This window comes from Frigoribacterium sp. R86507 (assembly GCF_044597695.1).
Lineage (GTDB): Bacteria > Actinomycetota > Actinomycetes > Actinomycetales > Microbacteriaceae > Frigoribacterium.
Genome location: NZ_CP139002.1, coordinates 340,277 through 356,706, shown reverse-complemented (window position 1 = coordinate 356,706; position 16,430 = coordinate 340,277). Strand labels below are relative to the sequence as shown.

General features: G+C 70.5%; 15 protein-coding genes. 11 read left to right on the top strand and 4 right to left on the bottom strand.

What is annotated here, in order from left to right; genetic code table 11:
• Positions 1 to 115: 115 nt before the first annotated feature.
• From trxA to SJY14_RS01715, 4 genes are all read right to left on the bottom strand, one after another.
• The gene (gene trxA, locus SJY14_RS01730) at positions 116 to 442 is read right to left on the bottom strand and encodes a thioredoxin (protein ID WP_043595317.1); all 327 of its coding nucleotides are present in this window, start codon (positions 440 to 442) and stop codon (positions 116 to 118) included.
• A 48-nt stretch (positions 443 to 490) separates the two neighbouring features.
• Complete coding sequence (gene trxB, locus SJY14_RS01725; RefSeq protein WP_071257492.1) at positions 491 to 1,483, bottom strand: thioredoxin-disulfide reductase; 993 nt, start codon at positions 1,481 to 1,483, stop codon at positions 491 to 493.
• A gap of 212 nt (positions 1,484 to 1,695) precedes the next feature.
• The gene (gene murJ, locus SJY14_RS01720) at positions 1,696 to 3,360 is read right to left on the bottom strand and encodes a murein biosynthesis integral membrane protein MurJ (RefSeq protein WP_071257494.1); all 1,665 of its coding nucleotides are present in this window, start codon (positions 3,358 to 3,360) and stop codon (positions 1,696 to 1,698) included.
• Positions 3,357 to 5,615 (bottom strand): DUF6049 family protein, encoded by a 2,259-nt coding sequence (locus SJY14_RS01715; RefSeq protein WP_396599608.1) that lies wholly within the window; start codon positions 5,613 to 5,615, stop codon positions 3,357 to 3,359. Before SJY14_RS01715 ends, murJ begins: the two co-directional genes overlap by 4 nt.
• A gap of 164 nt (positions 5,616 to 5,779) precedes the next feature.
• Here SJY14_RS01715 and SJY14_RS01710 point away from each other — a divergent pair, with 164 nt between their 5' ends.
• The 11 genes from SJY14_RS01710 to rbsD all read left to right on the top strand — a co-directional run bounded on the left by SJY14_RS01710 (position 5,780) and on the right by rbsD (position 15,993).
• Positions 5,780 to 7,219 carry a CCA tRNA nucleotidyltransferase gene (locus SJY14_RS01710; protein ID WP_396599607.1) on the top strand — a complete coding sequence of 480 codons (1,440 nt, stop codon included), beginning with the start codon at positions 5,780 to 5,782 and terminating at the stop codon, positions 7,217 to 7,219.
• A 192-nt stretch (positions 7,220 to 7,411) separates the two neighbouring features.
• The gene (rpsF, locus tag SJY14_RS01705; protein ID WP_071257498.1) at positions 7,412 to 7,843 is read left to right on the top strand and encodes a 30S ribosomal protein S6; all 432 of its coding nucleotides are present in this window, start codon (positions 7,412 to 7,414) and stop codon (positions 7,841 to 7,843) included.
• Between the two features lie 4 nt (positions 7,844 to 7,847).
• Positions 7,848 to 8,423, top strand: a complete 576-nt coding sequence (locus SJY14_RS01700; RefSeq protein ID WP_043595325.1) for a single-stranded DNA-binding protein — start codon at positions 7,848 to 7,850, stop codon at positions 8,421 to 8,423.
• Between the two features lie 50 nt (positions 8,424 to 8,473).
• A complete protein-coding gene (rpsR, locus tag SJY14_RS01695) occupies positions 8,474 to 8,734 on the top strand; it encodes a 30S ribosomal protein S18 (RefSeq protein ID WP_043595327.1) in 261 nt (86 codons plus the stop codon).
• A gap of 14 nt (positions 8,735 to 8,748) precedes the next feature.
• Complete coding sequence (gene rplI / locus SJY14_RS01690) at positions 8,749 to 9,201, top strand: 50S ribosomal protein L9 (protein ID WP_056058172.1); 453 nt, start codon at positions 8,749 to 8,751, stop codon at positions 9,199 to 9,201.
• Between the two features lie 720 nt (positions 9,202 to 9,921).
• Positions 9,922 to 11,079 carry a LacI family DNA-binding transcriptional regulator gene (locus SJY14_RS01685; protein WP_396599606.1) on the top strand — a complete coding sequence of 386 codons (1,158 nt, stop codon included), beginning with the start codon at positions 9,922 to 9,924 and terminating at the stop codon, positions 11,077 to 11,079.
• Positions 11,080 to 11,082: 3 nt separating this feature from the next.
• Positions 11,083 to 12,600 (top strand): sugar ABC transporter ATP-binding protein, encoded by a 1,518-nt coding sequence (locus SJY14_RS01680; RefSeq protein WP_396599605.1) that lies wholly within the window; start codon positions 11,083 to 11,085, stop codon positions 12,598 to 12,600.
• 31 nt (positions 12,601 to 12,631) lie between these two features.
• The gene (locus tag SJY14_RS01675) at positions 12,632 to 13,603 is read left to right on the top strand and encodes an ABC transporter permease (RefSeq protein ID WP_043595333.1); all 972 of its coding nucleotides are present in this window, start codon (positions 12,632 to 12,634) and stop codon (positions 13,601 to 13,603) included.
• 40 nt (positions 13,604 to 13,643) lie between these two features.
• The gene (locus tag SJY14_RS01670) at positions 13,644 to 14,594 is read left to right on the top strand and encodes a substrate-binding domain-containing protein (RefSeq protein ID WP_054145739.1); all 951 of its coding nucleotides are present in this window, start codon (positions 13,644 to 13,646) and stop codon (positions 14,592 to 14,594) included.
• On the top strand, positions 14,591 to 15,613 hold the full coding sequence (locus tag SJY14_RS01665; protein ID WP_396599604.1) for a ribokinase: 1,023 nt from the start codon (positions 14,591 to 14,593) through the stop codon (positions 15,611 to 15,613). The genes SJY14_RS01670 and SJY14_RS01665 overlap by 4 nt, the downstream gene beginning before the upstream one ends.
• The gene (gene rbsD, locus SJY14_RS01660; RefSeq protein WP_396599603.1) at positions 15,610 to 15,993 is read left to right on the top strand and encodes a D-ribose pyranase; all 384 of its coding nucleotides are present in this window, start codon (positions 15,610 to 15,612) and stop codon (positions 15,991 to 15,993) included. Before SJY14_RS01665 ends, rbsD begins: the two co-directional genes overlap by 4 nt.
• The last annotated feature ends 437 nt before the right edge of the window (positions 15,994 to 16,430 follow it).

The window sequence follows — 16,430 nt, the reverse complement described above, 5'->3', positions numbered from 1 at the left end:
ATGTCCCTGTTCTGTCAGAGGGTGATTCGGTCAAGACTATGCCCGTGCGGTCGGGGGACGACGAGAGCCCGCCCAGCGTGTGCTGGGCGGGCTCTCGTCGTGGTGTCGGCGTCGACTACGCGATGAACTCCGCCAGGTCAGCCTCGAGGGCCGGCTTGGGCTTGGCGCCGATGACGGTCTTGACGACCTCGCCGCCGCGGTAGACCTTCATGGCCGGGATCGAGGTGATCTGGTACTTCATGGCGGTCTGCGGGTTGTCGTCGACGTTGAGCTTGACGATCTCGATCTTGTCGCCGTGCTCGGCGGCGATCTGGTCGAGGATCGGCGAGACGGCACGGCACGGGCCGCACCACTCGGCCCAGAAGTCGACGAGGATCGTCTTGTCGGAGTTGAGGACGTCGGCCTCGAAGGACGCGTCGGTCACTGCTTTGGCGCTGCTCATGGTGTTCCTTTCGTCAGGGTGATCTGGGTTGTCTTCGGGAGGCGCGGGTCAGGCGATCACGGACTCGGACGTCTCGACGCCCTCGGCCGACCCGACGGTCTGCTCGGCCAGGAAGGTCTGGTCGAGCGAGGCCAGGTAGTGCTCGACGTCGAGCGCCGCGACGGTGCCCGAGGCCGCGGCCGTGGCGGCCTGCCGGTACGTGGCGTCGATGACGTCGCCGGCCGCGAAGACACCGGTCAGGTTGGTCTTCGAGCTGCGCCCCTGCACGGCGATCGTGCCGTCGGAGGTCAGGTCGACCTGACCGTGCACCAGGTGCACGCGGGGGTCGTTGCCGATGGCGATGAAGAGGCCGTCGAGGTCGAGGTCGGTCGTGCTGCCGTCGACCGTGTCGGTCAGGGTGACGCCGGTGGCCTTCTCGCCGCCGAGGATCGCCGTGACCTGCTTGTCGAACAGGAACTCGATCTTCTCGTTGGCGTGGGCCCGGTCCTGCATGATCTTCGACGCGCGCAGGCTGCTCGAGCGGTGGATCACGTAGACCTTCGAGGCGAAGCGGGTGAGGAACGTCGCTTCTTCCATGGCCGAGTCGCCGCCGCCGACGACGGCGATCGCCTTCTCCTTGAAGAAGAAGCCGTCGCAGGTCGCGCACCAGCTGACGCCGCGGCCGCTCAGGCGCTCCTCGTCGGCGAGACCGAGCTTGCGGTACGCGCTGCCCGTCGCGAAGATCACCGTGAGGCTCTCTTCCACGGTTCCGTTGCCGAGCGTAACCTTCTTGACGTCGCCGGTCAGGTCGACGGCGGTGACGTCGTCGAGCAGCACCTCGGCGCCGAACTTCTCGGCCTGCTCTTGCATCTTGAACATGAGCTCGGGGCCCTGGATGCCGTCGGGGAACCCGGGGAAGTTCTCGACCTCGGTGGTCTTCATGAGCTCGCCGCCGGCCTCGACCGAGCTCGCGACGATGAGGGGGCGCAGACCGGCCCGGGCGGCGTAGATGCCGGCCGTGTAGCCGGCGGGGCCGGAACCGATGATGATGACCTGGCGCATGGGCACCTTCCTGGGGGAGAACTTCACGAGCGGGAAGACGACCTGCGAGCGGTGGCTCGGGCGGTCGGATCCCTCGATCGTCTGGTGGAACGCATCCTACCGACGGGGCATTCCCGCGGGCCTGGCAGTGCGACGCCTGGCCGTGCCTGGCCGTTCCTGGCCGGGCCGCGCCGGGCCGTGTCGGCAGTGCCCTGCTCGCCCGGCGGCGGCGGTCAGCGACGCAGGAGGCGCGAGACGGTCGGTGCGAGACGTGCGGTCACCGGCGTGGTCAGCACCCGCAGCTCGGGGATGCGCGCGAACCAGAGCAGTGCGCCGTAGACCAGGCCCATGACGGCCACGGCCACGACGACCGTCAGCACGCCCGGCACACGGCCGGATTGTGCGAAGCCGTCGGCGGAGAAACCACCCAGGACGGTCACGACGACGACGCCCACCGCCCCGGCGACGAGCGAGAAGACGAAGAACTGGACGTAGCGGCGCAGCACCCAGCGGCCGTCGATTCCGCCCAGCCGCTTCTTGACGACGACGAGCGCGACCACGGCCTGGCTGGAGCCCGCGATCGAGGTCGTGACGGCGATGGCCATCGCGATGTGCTCGGGCGACACCACGGCGGCCGAGACGGCGACGCCCGCGACGAAGATGCCCGACTGGACGAGCTGCAGGAAGAACGGCGTGCGCTGGTCGTGCATCGAGTAGAACACCCGCTGCACGATGAACAGCACGCTGAACAGGACGAGGCCGGGCATATAGCCGAGGATCACCTCGGCCGTGCGGGTCGACCCGGCGAAGTCGACCTCGAAGAACCGGGCGAACGGATAGGCCACGACGCACATGGCGACCGCGGCGAACACCATGAACATGCCGATGGCCCGGAGCGACTGCGACATGTCGGTGCGGACGGCCCGCAGGTCGCCGCGCGAGGCGTGGCCGCTCATGCGTGTGAAGTAGGCGGTGCCGATCGACACGGCGATGATGCCGTGCGGCAGCATGAAGAGCAGCCAGGCGTTCGCGAGCACCGCGTTCGAGGCACCCACCTCGCTGCCCAGGGTGGCGACGCGGCTCTGCACCAGCCCGGCCAGCTGGGTGACGAGCACCATGCCGAACAGCCAGCCGGCGGCCTTGCCGGTGGCCCCGAGGCCGACGCCGCGCCAGCGGAAGTCGGGGCGGAAGGTCAGACCCGCGCGGCGCCAGAACAGCAGGAGGAACGCCGCCTGCGCCAGGACGCCCAGGGTGGCCGTGGCCGCGATGACGAAGATGCGGTCACCGGTCCAGACGTCGACCGTCGAGTTCTCGACGGCTCCGCCGAACATGACCATGAAGACGACCAGGCCGGCGATGGACACGACGTTGTTGAGCACCGGCGCCCAGGTGAAGGGCCCGAACACCTGTCGGGCGTTGAGCACCTCGCTCAGCAGCGAGTACATGGCGTAGAAGAAGATCTGCGGCAGGCACCAGTACGCGAAGGCGGTCGCGAGGGCCAGTTGGTCCGAGGTGAACCCCGCCCCGCCGTCCGAGCTCTGCTGCGCGTAGAGCCGCACGAGCACGGGGGCGAGCAACGTGCCGGCCAGGCCCACGGCCGCGAAGACGATGGTGCCGAGGGTCACGATCTTGTTGATGAACCGCTGACCGCCGTCGTCGGAGGTCGCCGCCCGCACGATCTGGGGCACGAGCACGGCGCTGAGCAGGCCACCCGCGATCAGCGCGTAGATGTTGTTGGGCAGCTGGTTCGCGAGGGCGAACGAGTCGGCCGCCCGGCTGGCCGACTGCCCGATCGCCGCGGCCAGCACGGCCGCCTTCACGAAGCCGAGGACGCGCGAGACCATCGTCCCGGACGCGAGGAGGATGCTGGCGCGACCGAGACCGCCCTGGTTGCTCACATGGACTCCTGGACGGGCGGCGTGGCGGCCGCATCGGGTGACGGTGCCGCACCGGCTGACGGACCGTCGCCGGACGACCGGGCCTCGTCGCGCGCCCTGCGGCGCTTGCGGAAGGTGCGGTAGAGGCCGCCGACGAACAGCGCGGCGAAGGCGACGCCGAAGATCCAAGTGATGGCGGTCTCCCACCCGGCCTGCACCGAGAGCGGGACGTCGACCGGGGTGGCGATCGCCACGCCCGAGAGGCTGACCAGCTGGAGCTGCACCGAGACCGTCCCGTTGGCGACGGACTGCACGGGCACGCTGACCCGGGTCTGGGACTGCGGCTGGATCGTCACCTCGATGGGGCTGCGCTCGATCGAGAGGATGGAGTTCGACGGCGTCAGGTTCAACATCACCGTCGCCACCGAGTCGGTCTTGTTCTCGAGGTAGAGGGGCAGGGCCGAGCGGTCGCCGAGGATGGAGATCGGCGAGCCCTGGACGACGGCCACGAGACCCGACGTCGCGGTCGCGTCGGCCACGGCCGAGGCGACCTCGGCGGGGAAGCCGTCGACGTTGTCGCGCCAGGCGTGCGAGGCCAGGGCCATCGTGCGCAGTCGGGCCGACTCGGTGACGAGCTGCGGCTCGGCGAGGGCGGTCGAGAAGTCGACGACCCTCTCGTCGGCGGACACCAGGTCGCGCAGCTGGTCGAGACGCGCGTCGCTCTCGGGACTGTCGACGACGGTCGCCGTCGACGGGGTGCTCGCCAGGGCGTCGGTCAGGGTGGCACCGCTGACCCACGGCAGGCCGTCGACGCTCTGGAGCGTGCGGGTGAGGAACTGACCGGTCGACGGCCACTCGCGCTCGAGCGTGGTCAGCAGGGTGCGGGCGTCGCTGGGGCGCTCGTAGGCGATGGTCGCGACGGTGGCGGAGAGCCGCGCCATCGTGGCCTGCCACTCGGCGAGACTCGTCGCCTCGGCCGCCTGGGTGACCAGGTCGGACAGCGGGTCGTCCGAGACGACGGCCGGGACGTCACCGATCGTGACCGCGGCGTTCTCGGTCGAGTCGCCGTCGACGTCGACGTTGCCGCTCGAGACGATGGTGGACGTGTACGAGCCGCCGGCGAACGCGGTCAGGTCGGCGGACACGACGGACGACTCGCGCGGCCAGACGACGTCGCGCTGCGTCCACGGGAAGTCGAGCAGTTGGGCGGTGGTGGGCAGGACCACGCCGTCGCCGGGCGTCTCGGCGGGCGACGGCTCGCCGGTCGGCTGGTCGGTGGCCCCGTCGCTCGGCAGGGCGGAGGGGGCGGATCCGGCGACGCCGGTGCCCGACCCGTCGTCCGTGCCCTGCCCCGGGGTCTCGGTGGGCGTGTCGGTCGGCGCGGGCATGTCCTCGAAGCGGTCGGGTTCGACCAGGGTGTCGAGCGAGGTCACGGCCGGGACGGTCGTCGCGCCGGCCTGTCGCAGCCCGGCGACGTCGGCGTCCGCGTACGCCAACGGGAACATGTCGTTCGGCAGGGCCTGCAGCTCGGCGAGCCAGTCGACGGCCGACTGCGGGGCCTCGGTGCCGAGCAGGCGGATCGACGCGATGATCATCGGGTCGACGCCCAGGGTCGCGCCCGTGCCGGCCACGGCGTCGAGCTCGCGTCGCAGCACCCCGCCGTCCGAGGTGTAGGCGGCGAGGGCGGAGGCGTCGAGGACGCCCGTCTCGCTCTCGGGCGTCGTGATCGGCACGGCGACCGCCACGCGCGTCGGCTGGAAGCTGTCGGCGGGGTACCAGACCACGCTGCTGCGGGTCTGCGCCACCTGGCTGCCCGACGAGTCGAGCACGCGGGCCCCGAGCGCGCGCGCCCCGAAGGCGCGGCCGGTCAGGCCGAGGCGGTCGGCGGGCACGACGACGGTGTCGAGGGCGACGGACGACCCGGCGGCGATCGCCGGCACGTCGACCTCGACGAGCTGACGCCCGAGGTAGTCGTCGCCCGAGACGTCGTCGGGGTCGAGCCACGAGGCGAGCTTGGACCGCGTGGTGAACGGTTCGCGGTCGAGGTAGACCCGGGCCGTGGTCGCCGCGAGGTCGGCGTCGCCGTCGTTCGTCACCGTGACCCCGAGGGTGAGGTCGTCGTCGGGTCGCAGCACGCCGTCGGAGGCCGGCTCGACGGTCATCGAGATGCCGTCGCCGGTGGGGGCGGACGCCGCCCGGGCCGCGGTCGCCGGCAGCCCCGCCGACACGACGAACACCGCCAACAGGGCGGCGATCACGGCGAAGAAGAGTCTCATAGGCGTCAGGTGTCGACGGCGACAGGGGCCGTTCGAGCATGCCGAGTCTAGGCAACGCCGACCAAGAAGCAGCGGCGAAGCGCCTGCGAGGTGGGACGACGGGGTCGTGAGGCGCCGTCGGGGACTCAGCCCGCGCCTCCTCGGCTGTGGCAAGCTCTTTCGTCATGGACAGCGTCGCACGGGCCCTGCAGCGACTGGACGATCTGGCCGCCACCCCCCGCATCGAGAAGCTCGCCGCCGCGTTCGCCGCGGCCGGTCACGAGCTCGCCCTCGTCGGCGGTCCGGTGCGCGACGCCTTCATCGGCCGGCCGGTCAACGACCTCGACTTCACGACCGACGCCGACCCCGACCAGATCCTGGCGATCGTCGTCCCCCTGGCCGAGGCGCACTGGGACGTCGGCCGCGCGTTCGGCACGATCGCCGCCCGCGTCGACGGCGAGACCGTCGAGATCACCACGTACCGCAGTGACGTCTACGACGGCGAGACCCGCAAGCCCGTCGTCGAGTTCGGCGACACCCTCGAGGGCGACCTGGTCCGTCGCGACTTCACGGTCAACTCGATGGCGCTGCGTCTGCCCGAGCGCGTGCTCGTCGACCCGTCCGGCGGCGTCGACGACCTGCTCAAGGAGCGGCTCGCCACCCCGGGCACCGCGGTCGACTCGTTCCGTGACGACCCCCTGCGCATGATGCGGGCCGCCCGGTTCACGGCGCAGCTCGGCTTCACCGTGTCCGACGAGGTGCGCGAGGCGATGACCGCCCGGGCCGAGACCCTGTCGATCGTCTCGGTCGAGCGGGTCGCCGACGAGCTGTCGAAGCTGCTGAAGACCGAAACCCCCCGAGACGGTGTCCGACTGTTGGTCGACACGGGGCTGGCCGACCACGTCATGCCCGAGCTCGCCGCCATGCGCCTCGAGGTCGACGAGCACCACCACCACAAGGACGTGTACGAGCACAGCCTCACCGTGCTCGACCAGGCCATCGGCTACGAGCGCGAACGGCACCCGGGCGAGGCGCCCGACCTCACCCTGCGCCTCGCGGCCCTGCTGCACGACTGCGGCAAGCCCGCCACGCGCCGCCTCGAGCCGGGCGGGGTCGTCACCTTCCACCACCACGACGTCGTCGGCGCCAAGCTCGCCAAGAAGCGGTTGAAGGCGCTGCGCTTCGACAACGACACGATCGCCGCCGTCTCCCGCCTGATCGAGCTGCACCTCCGGTTCTTCGGCTACACCGAGGGCGGCTGGACCGACTCGGCCGTTCGCCGGTACGTCCGCGACGCCGGTGACCAGCTCGAGCGGTTGCACATGCTGACCCGCGCCGACGTGACCACGCGCAACCGGCGCAAGGCCGACCGGCTCGGCTTCGCCTACGACGACCTCGAGGCGCGGATCGCCGAGCTGCGCGAACGCGAAGAGATCGACTCGCTGCGGCCCGACCTCGACGGCGACGAGATCCAACGCGTCCTCGGCATCGGGCCGAGCCGCGAGGTCGGCGAGGCCTATCGCTTCCTGCTCGAGCTGCGCACCGAAGAGGGGCCGCTGGGGGCCGAGGTCGCCACCGAGCGCCTGCTCGCCTGGTGGAACGCACGCGAGGGTGCTGGGGCGTAACCCGTCCTGCGGGTGTCGACCCGCGCCTCCTCGGCTCTCCAGGGCCGGTGGCCGCTGCGGCGGCATTGATTCAGGAGGCGCGCTCGGCTACGCTGGGAAGGTTGCGTCTGCCTCACGGCCGACGCCGCGACATGAATACCCTCCTGTCACAGACCGTCTGTGACCGTTAAGTCCGAAGGAGGTGGGTTAGTCATGCACCAGTACGAACTGATGGTCATCCTGGACCCCGAGATCGATGAGCGCACGGTCGCCCCGAGCTTGGACAAGTTCCTCAACGTCATCCGCAACGATGGCGGAACGATCGACAACGTGGACATCTGGGGACGTCGTCGCCTGGCCTACGAGATCAACAAGAAGACCGAGGGCATCTACGCCGTCGTCAACCTGACCTCGAACTCGGCCGCCACGGTCGAGCTCGACCGCCAGCTGGGTCTCTCCGAGGCCGTTCTGCGCACCAAGGTCCTGCGTGCCGAAGAGGCGATCGCCATGGTCGCCGCCGCCAAGAAGGTCAGCGACGAGAAGGCCGCCCGCAAGGCCGCCAACGCCGCTGCCGCTCCGGCTGCTGCTCCCGCCGCTTCGCCCGCTGCCCCGGCTGCTCCCGCCGCCGAGAAGGCTGCCGAGTAGTCCGATGGCTGGCGAGACCGTCATCACAGTGGTGGGAAACCTCACCAGTGACCCCGAGCTGCGCTACACGCAGAACGGGCTCGCGGTCGCGAACTTCACCATCGCGTCGACCCCCCGCACGTTCGACCGCGCGTCGAACGAGTGGAAGGACGGCGAGGCGCTCTTCCTCCGTGCCAGCGTGTGGCGCGAGTTCGGCGAGCACGTGGCCAGCAGCCTCACCAAGGGCAGCCGGGTCATCGCTCAGGGTCGACTCAAGCAGCGCTCGTACGAGACCAAAGAGGGCGAGAAGCGCACCAGCATGGAGCTCGAGATCGACGAGATCGGCCCCTCGCTGCGCTACGCGACCGCTCAGGTGACGCGCGCCGCGTCCTCCCGCGACGGCGCTGCCGGTGGCGGCTCCTTCGGGGGCGGCAACGGCGGTGGCAACCGTGGTGGCCAGCCGGCTCAGGTCGGCGGCGGTCAGGCGCAAGAGCCGTGGGGTCAGCCCGCCGGCGGCCAGCAGGGTGGCAACACCTCTGGCGGCGACGTGTGGAACACCCCCGGTGGCAACGGCACCTACAACGACGAGACGCCCTTCTAGGCATCGCCGTTCCCTTTTAGTACTTCTTCATTCATCGAAAGTAGAAACCAATGGCTGGAAAGAGCAGCGGCGACCGCCGCAAGCCCCTCCGCGGCAAGGGCGGCAAGAACGCCGCTCCCGCGAAGTCGATCCGCGTCGGTGTCATCGACTACAAAGACGTCGCGACCCTGCGCAAGTTCATCTCGGAGCGTGGAAAGATCCGCGCCCGTCGCATCACCGGCGTCTCCGTCCAGGAGCAGCGCCTCATCGCCCGTGCCGTGAAGAACGCCCGTGAGATGGCGCTCCTCCCCTACGCCGGCTCCGGCCGCTGATCGGAAGGACCACCATGTCGAAGGTAATCCTGACCCACGAGGTCTCCGGCCTCGGTTCCGCCGGTGACGTCGTCGACGTCAAGAACGGCTACGCCCGCAACTACCTGGTGCCCCAGGGCTTCGCCGTGGCGTGGAGCCGCGGTGGCGAGAAGCAGGTCGCTCAGATCCGTACGGCCCGCGAGACCCGCGAGCTCAAGACGATCGAAGAGGCCCACGACCTCAAGCAGCGCCTCGAGGCCCAGAAGATCCGTCTCACGGTGAAGACCGGTGCCGACGGCCGTCTGTTCGGCTCGGTCCGTCCGGGCGACGTCGCCGACGCCGTGACCGCCCAGGGCGTCGCGACGATCGACAAGCGCAAGGTCGAGATCCCCTCGGCCATCAAGGTGACGGGTGAGCACGAAGCCACCCTCCGCCTGCGCGAGGACGTCATCGCGACGATCACGCTGACGGTCGTCTCGGCCAAGTAACGCCCCGGCGCCTCGGCGCCTGCTGTACGCGAGAGCGGCGGTCCCCTTCGGGGGCCGCCGCTCTTCTGCGTTCCGGGGGCTGGACGCTCTCGAACCCCGTTCCGTGCGATGAACCACGAAGCGTCGTGGTTCATCACACGGAACGGGGTTCATGGGCTGGCTTGCTTGCTGGGAGGGCTGGCAGGGCGGGCTGGTTGGGCGCGCAGGGCTGGCAGGGCGGGCCGGCCGGGGGGGCAGGGCGGGACGAGGAGGCGCGGGGCGGCTGGGGCGGGCACCGCGCCTCCTCGTCGGCTCATCGGGTCGTCCCCGTGTCGCGATGGACCCGGTTTCGACCGATGCACCCAGTTGCTAACGGGTGTTCGGTTCGAAACCGGGTTCTTCGGTGGGGGTAGGGAGCGGAGGGCCGGTGAGGGGACGAGGACGCGGGGCGGGGCGGGGGACCAAACGGGGCGGGGACGAGGAGGCGCGGGGCGGCTGGGGCGGGCACCGCGCCTCCTCGTCGGCTCATCGGGTCGTCCCCGTGTCGCGATGGACCCGGTTTCGAACGATGCACCCGGTTGCAACCGGGTGTTCGTTTCGAAACCGGGTTCATGGGCGCAGGCGGACTCGCGTTGACAGGAGGGGGTGGCTCGTCTACTGTCGTGGAATCGGTTCCATGGAATCGATTCCACGCAGAGGACGCACCCTGCGACCCGCACCACTACGACGAGGTAGAGCCCGATGAACACCGTGACGATCAGGGACGTGGCGCAGCGCGCCGGCGTCTCGGCCGCGACGGCATCGCGCGTCCTGTCGGGCAACCCGGCCACCTCCGCCGAGTCGAGGGCCCAGGTCGAGCAGGCCGTGCGCGAGCTCGACTTCCGCCCCAACGCCCAGGCCCGGGCCCTGCGCTCGACCCGCTCCGACACGGTCGGCCTGCTCGTCTCCGACGTCCGCAACCCGTTCTTCGCCGACCTCGCCCACACCATCGAGCAGTCGCTGCTCGAGCTCGGATACGTCACCCTCCTCGGCAACGCAAACGAGAACCGCGAGCAGCAGGACCGGTACCTCGACACCCTCATCTCGCGCCGCGTCGACGGCGTCATCGTTGCGCCTCAGGGCACCGACTCGGCCAGCATCGACTCGCTGCTCGCCCGCGAGGTGCCGACGGTGTTCGTCGACCGCACCATCCCCGGCGTCGACGTGCCGAGCGTGACGACCGACAGCGTCCCCGGCATCCGCGCCGCCGTGCAACACCTCGTCGACCTCGGCCACGAACGCGTCGGGTACGTCGCGGGCCCGCAGAGCGTGTCCACCGGGCGCGAGCGACTCGAGGCGTGGACCGCCGCGGCCGCCGAGCTGGGCCTCAGCACCGACCCCGACCTGGTCTACGTCGGTGACTTCCAGTCCGCCAGCGGGTCGGCCGCCGTGCACGCCCTGTTCGAGCTCGACGAGCCGCCGACCGCGCTGCTCGCCGCCGACAGCCTCATGGCCGTCGGAGCCATCGCCATGCTCAACCGACTCGGCATGCGCATGGGCACCGACGTCTCGGTCATCGCGTTCGACGACATCGAGTGGTTCTCGCTGCTCGACCCGGCCCTCACCGTCATCGCGCACAGCGTCGAGGAGATGGGCCGCATCGCCGTCCAGCTGCTGCACGAGGTGATCGACGGGCGCACACCCGACTCCGTCGTGCTGCCCAGCGAACTGATCGTGCGCGAGTCGACGACCCGCGCCTCCGGCGGGACGTCAGGAGGCGCGGGTCGCTTATCCACGGCCGTCGCATCGGCGACGCACGAGACCGACGCGACCCGCGCCTCCTCGTCCCCCGGCTCGGCGGCGCGTGTGCCGGCCGAGCGCCCCGACCCGAACCGCCCCCGAACCCCCGGCAGGAACTGACCCATGCCCCACTCGATCGACGACGATCGCCCCCTGCTCACGCTCGAGAACGTCAGCAAGTCGTTCGGCCCCGTGCGGGTCATCGACGACGTCACCGTGCACGTCCGGCCCGGCCGTGTGCAGGTGCTGCTCGGTGAGAACGGCGCCGGCAAGTCCACCCTGATCAAGATGATGTCGGGCGTGTACCAGCCCGACGCCGGCCGCGTGCTGGTCGACGGCGAGGCCGTCCACCTGCCGAACACGCACGCCGCCGAGAAGCTCGGCATCGCGACGATCCACCAAGAGCTGAACCTCGTCGCCTCGCTCAGCGTCGCCGAGAACGTGATGATGGGGCGGTTCCCGACCCGGTTCGGCCTGGTCGACCGCCGCGAGCTGAAGAAGCGCGCCCGCGAGGCCCTGGACCTGATCGGGCTCGACGTCGACGTCGACCAGAAGGTCGGCGAGCTCGGCATCGCCCGCCAGCAGCTGGTCGAGATCGCGAAGGCGCTGAGCATCGACGCGCGCATCCTGATCCTCGACGAACCGACCGCGGCGCTGACCCGGCACGAGACCGAGATCCTCTTCCGCGTCGTCGAGCAGCTGCGCGCCCGCGGCGTCGGCATGCTGTTCATCAGCCACCACCTCGACGAGATCGCCGAGATCGGCGACACCGTGGCCGTCCTGCGCGACGGTGCGTTCGTCGCCGAGGTGCCCGCGTCGACCGACGAGGACGAGCTCGTCCGCCTGATGGTCGGCCGCGACATCGCGCACCAGTACCCGCGCACCCCCGGCAGCGAGAGCGACTCCCCCGTCGTCCTGCAGGTCGAGGGCCTGACGTCGAAGACCTTCCGCGACGTGTCGTTCGAGGTGCGGGCGGGCGAGGTGCTCGGCATCGCCGGGCTCGTCGGCGCCGGTCGCACCGAGGTCGTCCGCGCGATCGCCGGGGTCGACAAGTACGACTCCGGCTCCGTGACCGTGCGCGGCAAGCGCCTCAAGAAGGGCGACGTCGCCGGGGCCATCGCCGCGGGCGTCGGCCACGTGCCGGAAGACCGCAAGGCGCAGGGGCTCGTGCTGGGCGCCTCCGTCAACGACAACCTCGGCTACGCGACGCTCGCCAGCAGCGCGAAGGCCGGTCTGGTCGACTTCACCGGCCAGCGCGCGAAGGCCGACGAGGTCGCCTCGACCCTGCGGATCCGCATGCGTGACATCGATCAAGAGATCGGCTCGCTGTCCGGCGGCAACCAGCAGAAGGCCGTGTTCGGCCGCTGGATCATCGCCGGATCGACGGTGTTGCTGCTCGACGAGCCGACCCGCGGCGTCGACGTCGGCGCGAAGGTCGAGATCTACGAGCTGGTGAACCGGATCACCGACGCAGGAGGCGCGGTCGTGATGGTCAGCAGCGAACTGCCCGAGGTGATGGGCATGAGCGACCGCATCCTCGTGATGCGCGACGGAGTCGTCGCCGGCGAGGTCGCCGCGGCCGACGCCACCCAAGACACCCTGATGACGCTCGCGGCACGCGACGTCCCCCTGACGAACTGACCCGAGAAGCACGGACCCGAGGACGACACCCATGACCACCACCACCGTGAAGGCGCAGCGACGCTCCTTCGACATCAAGACCTTCCTGGCCGCGAACGGAGCCCTCGTCGGGCTCGTCGTGCTGTGCCTGGCATTGTTCATCGCGACGCCGGACTTCCTGACCGGCCGCAACCTGCTCAACATCGGCATCCAGGTGTCGACCGTCGCCGTGCTGGCGTTCGGCATGACCTTCGTCATCGTCGCGGGCGGCATCGATCTCTCGGTCGGCTCGGTCGCCGCGTTGTCGGCGATGGTCTCGGGCTGGTTCTTCGCCACGGCGGGGCTGCCCGGCGGCCTGGCGCTCGCCCTCGGGCTCGGCACGGGCCTCGTGGCCGGCCTGGTCAACGGGTTCGCCAGCGCGTACGGCAAGCTGCCGTCGTTCATCGCGACGCTCGCCATGCTCAGCGTGGCGCGCGGCCTGACCCTCGTCGTCTCGGACGGTCGTCCGATCGCGACTCCCCCGGCGGTGTCGTTCCTCGGTGGCAACATCGGGCCGGTGCCCGTGCCGATCATCGTGCTCGTGCTGGCCGCGATCGTCGCCTCGTTCATCCTCAACCGCACCGTCATCGGCCGCTCGATGTACGCCGTCGGCGGCAACGCCGAGGCCGCGCGCCTCTCGGGCTTGCCGGTCAAGCGCATCGTCGTCACCGTCTTCGGCCTGGCCGGGCTGTTCGCGGCCCTCGCCGGCCTGCTGCTCGCCGGCCGGCTCGACTCGGCCCAGCCGCAGGCGGCCTCGGGCTACGAGCTCGACGCCATCGCCGCCGTCGTCATCGGCGGCGCGAGCCTGGCCGGCGGCGTCGGCCGCATCTCGGGCACCATCATCGGCGCCCTGGTGCTCGTCGTCATCCGCAACGGCCTCAACCTGCTGAACGTCACCTCGTTCTGGCAGCAGGTCGTCATCGGCCTCGTCATCGCCCTCGCCGTGGGCGTCGACGTGCTGCGCCGCAAGACGCGCAGCAGCTGAAGATTTTTCACCCAACCCAACCCAACCCGAAGGACACACGATGAAGTTGACCTCGTTCCGCAAGGCCGCCACCGTCACGGCGATCGCCGCCCTGGTCGCGACCGGCACCGCCGGCTGCAACCGCACCCCCGCCGGAGAGGCGGACCGCCCCACGGTGGTCCTGTCGCTCAGCACCCTGAACAACCCGTTCTTCGTCGAGCTGCGTGACGGCGCGACCGCCGAGGCGAAGAAGCAGAACGTCGACCTCGAGATCGTCGACGCCCAGAACGACTCGGCCACCCAGGCCAACCAGCTGGCGACCGCGGCCTCGACCGCCGACGCCGTCATCCTGAACGCCGTGGACAGCGACGCCGCAGGCCCCGCCGCCAAGGCGCTCAACGAGGCCGACGTGCCGATCGTCGCCGTCGACCGCGCGGTCAACGGTGCCGACGTGGCCTCGTTCGTCGCGAGCGACAACGTCGCCGGTGGCGAGCAGGCCGCCAAGGCCCTCGCCGAGGCGATCGGCGAGAAGGGCGAGGTCATCGTGCTCCAGGGCGTCGCGGGTACCTCCGCCAGCCGCGACCGCGGTGAGGGCTTCACCAAGGGCATCGCCGCGTACCCGGACATCACCGTCGTCGCGCAGCAGACCGCGAACTTCGACCGCGCCACCGCGCTCGACGTGACCACCAACCTGCTGCAGGCGCACCCGAACGCCGTGGGCGTCTTCGCCGAGAACGACGAGATGGGCCTCGGCGCGATCCAGGCGCTCGGCTCGCGCGCCGGCACCGACGTCAAGGTCGCCGCGTTCGACGGCACCGAGGACGGCCTCAAGGCCATCGAGGCCGGTACGCTCTCGAGCACGATCGCGCAGCAGCCCGCCGAGCTCGGCGCCCTCGCGGTCGATCAGGCCGTCAAGGCCGTCAACGGTGGCAGCGGCGACGAGGGCCCCTCGGACCAGGCCGTCGAGGTCATCACCGTCACGAAGGAGAACGTGGGTGACTTCACCGAATGACCGGTTCTAGTACGGACGCCTCGGGCGTAGGAGGCGCGGGTGCGGCTCCGGCCGCAGGTTCGGCTGGCGCGGCCGGCACGGTCGTCGTGGTCGGGTCGATCAACGTCGACCAGGTCGTGACCGTCGACCGCCTGCCCCTGCCCGGCGAGACGCTGATCGGCTCGTCGATGACCCTCTCCCCCGGCGGCAAGGGCGCGAACCAGGCCGTCGCCGCCGCCCGTCGCGGCGCCCGCACCGTGATGATCGGTGCGGTCGGCGACGACGGACGTGCCGACGACGCCCTGCCCTACCTCCGCTCGAGTGGTGTCGACGTCAGCGGCGTCGACACCGTCCCCGGGCCCACCGGCCTGGCGATCGTCAGCGTCGGAGGCGACAGCGAGAACACGATCGTCGTCGTCCCCGGGGCGAACGGCGCGGTCGGTGCGGCGGCGGTCGGATCGCACGCTGCTGCTCTGTCCGACGCTGCGGTCGTCGTCCTGCAGGGAGAGATCCCCGTGGACGGCATCGCCGCCGCCGTGCAGCACGCCGGAGGACGGGTGGTGTTCAACCTCGCCCCGGTGATCGACGTGCCGGCGGACGTGGTGAAGGCCGCGGATCCGCTGGTCGTCAACGAGCACGAGGGTCGGCTGCTGCTGGCCGCGTGGGCTGCTGAGCAGCCTTCCGAAGCCGAGGAGGCGCGGGTCGACGACGAGTCGGTCGTCGCCTCCCTGCGCGCCCAGGGAGTCACCTCGGTCGTCATGACCCGCGGTGCCTCCGGCGCGATCGTCTCCGATGCGTCGGGCACCGTGCTGGTGGCCTCGCCGAAGGTGGCGGCCGTCGACTCGTCCGGAGCAGGGGACGCCTTCGTCGGCGCCCTCGCCGCCGGACTGGCCGCGGGTTCGTCGCTGCTCGAGGCCGCTCGGGACGCCGTGCGCGTCGGGGCCTTCTCGGTGACGGGTGTGGGCACGCAGGCGTCGTACCCGACGCTCGAGGACGAGCTGCCTGCCGCTGCTGCGTCATCGGCTGAGGTGGCCTCGTGAAGCGCGGAGGCCTCCTCAACGCCCAGCTGAACCACGCCGTCAGCGGCCTCGGCCACGGCGACCTCGTCGTCGTCGCCGACTGCGGACTCCCCCTGCCCCCCGGAGTCCCCGTGGTCGACCTCGCCGTCGTCCACGGCCTGCCCGCCTTCGCCGACGTGCTGGACGCCCTGACCGCCGACGTGGTGTTCGAGGCCTGCACGGCCGCGGACGAGAGCCAGGGCCGCGAGGCCGGCGACTGGATCACGTCCCGCTTCGACGACGTCGCCTACGTCTCGCACGACGAGCTCAAGCGGCTCTCGGGCGGCGCGCGCCTCCTCGTCCGGACGGGCGAGGCGACCCCGTACGCGAACGTCGTCCTCCGCTGCGGCGTCCCCTTCTGAGGCACCTGCTCCCCCCTCGAACCCCGTTCCGTGCGACGAACCCCGAAGCTTCGTGGTTCATCGCACGGAACGGGGTTCTTCGTCGTCCGGGGGCCGGCAGGAGGCGCGGTGCCGGACCCCGATAGCGCCCTGACCAGCCTCTTCGCAGGCCCCCCTTCGGGGGTTACCAGAAGCTGAACACTGGCTGCGTCGCTATCGGTTCTCGTGCCCCGAAGTCAAATCCCTTGTGCACAGGCGGATGTCAAATCGGATGTCTCAACCCCCGGTTTAGACAATTTTCTCCACACAGGTGTGGATTAACGAAAGTCCAGGTCAGAGGCAGGTAAGCGAACTGAAGTATCTCGTTGTCCACAGCGTGATCCACAGTTCTCCCCAGGGTTGTCCGGCGTTGCTCACCGGTTCTCCCCAGAGTTATCCACAGGTGCATTTGCTGTGGA

What these genes read in the sequence shown, in the direction of transcription:
- trxA (WP_043595317.1), bottom strand. Translation starts at nt 442, where the DNA reads ATGAGCAGCGCCAAAGCAGTGACCGACGCGTCCTTCGAGGCCGACGTC.
- trxB (WP_071257492.1), bottom strand. Translation starts at nt 1,483, where the DNA reads ATGCGCCAGGTCATCATCATCGGTTCCGGCCCCGCCGGCTACACGGCC.
- SJY14_RS01715 (WP_396599608.1), bottom strand. Translation starts at nt 5,615, where the DNA reads ATGAGACTCTTCTTCGCCGTGATCGCCGCCCTGTTGGCGGTGTTCGTC.
- SJY14_RS01710 (WP_396599607.1), top strand. Translation starts at nt 5,780, where the DNA reads ATGGACAGCGTCGCACGGGCCCTGCAGCGACTGGACGATCTGGCCGCC.
- rpsF (WP_071257498.1), top strand. Translation starts at nt 7,412, where the DNA reads ATGCACCAGTACGAACTGATGGTCATCCTGGACCCCGAGATCGATGAG.
- SJY14_RS01700 (WP_043595325.1), top strand. Translation starts at nt 7,848, where the DNA reads ATGGCTGGCGAGACCGTCATCACAGTGGTGGGAAACCTCACCAGTGAC.
- rpsR (WP_043595327.1), top strand. Translation starts at nt 8,474, where the DNA reads ATGGCTGGAAAGAGCAGCGGCGACCGCCGCAAGCCCCTCCGCGGCAAG.
- rplI (WP_056058172.1), top strand. Translation starts at nt 8,749, where the DNA reads ATGTCGAAGGTAATCCTGACCCACGAGGTCTCCGGCCTCGGTTCCGCC.
- SJY14_RS01685 (WP_396599606.1), top strand. Translation starts at nt 9,922, where the DNA reads ATGAACACCGTGACGATCAGGGACGTGGCGCAGCGCGCCGGCGTCTCG.
- SJY14_RS01680 (WP_396599605.1), top strand. Translation starts at nt 11,083, where the DNA reads ATGCCCCACTCGATCGACGACGATCGCCCCCTGCTCACGCTCGAGAAC.
- SJY14_RS01675 (WP_043595333.1), top strand. Translation starts at nt 12,632, where the DNA reads ATGACCACCACCACCGTGAAGGCGCAGCGACGCTCCTTCGACATCAAG.
- SJY14_RS01670 (WP_054145739.1), top strand. Translation starts at nt 13,644, where the DNA reads ATGAAGTTGACCTCGTTCCGCAAGGCCGCCACCGTCACGGCGATCGCC.
- SJY14_RS01665 (WP_396599604.1), top strand. Translation starts at nt 14,591, where the DNA reads ATGACCGGTTCTAGTACGGACGCCTCGGGCGTAGGAGGCGCGGGTGCG.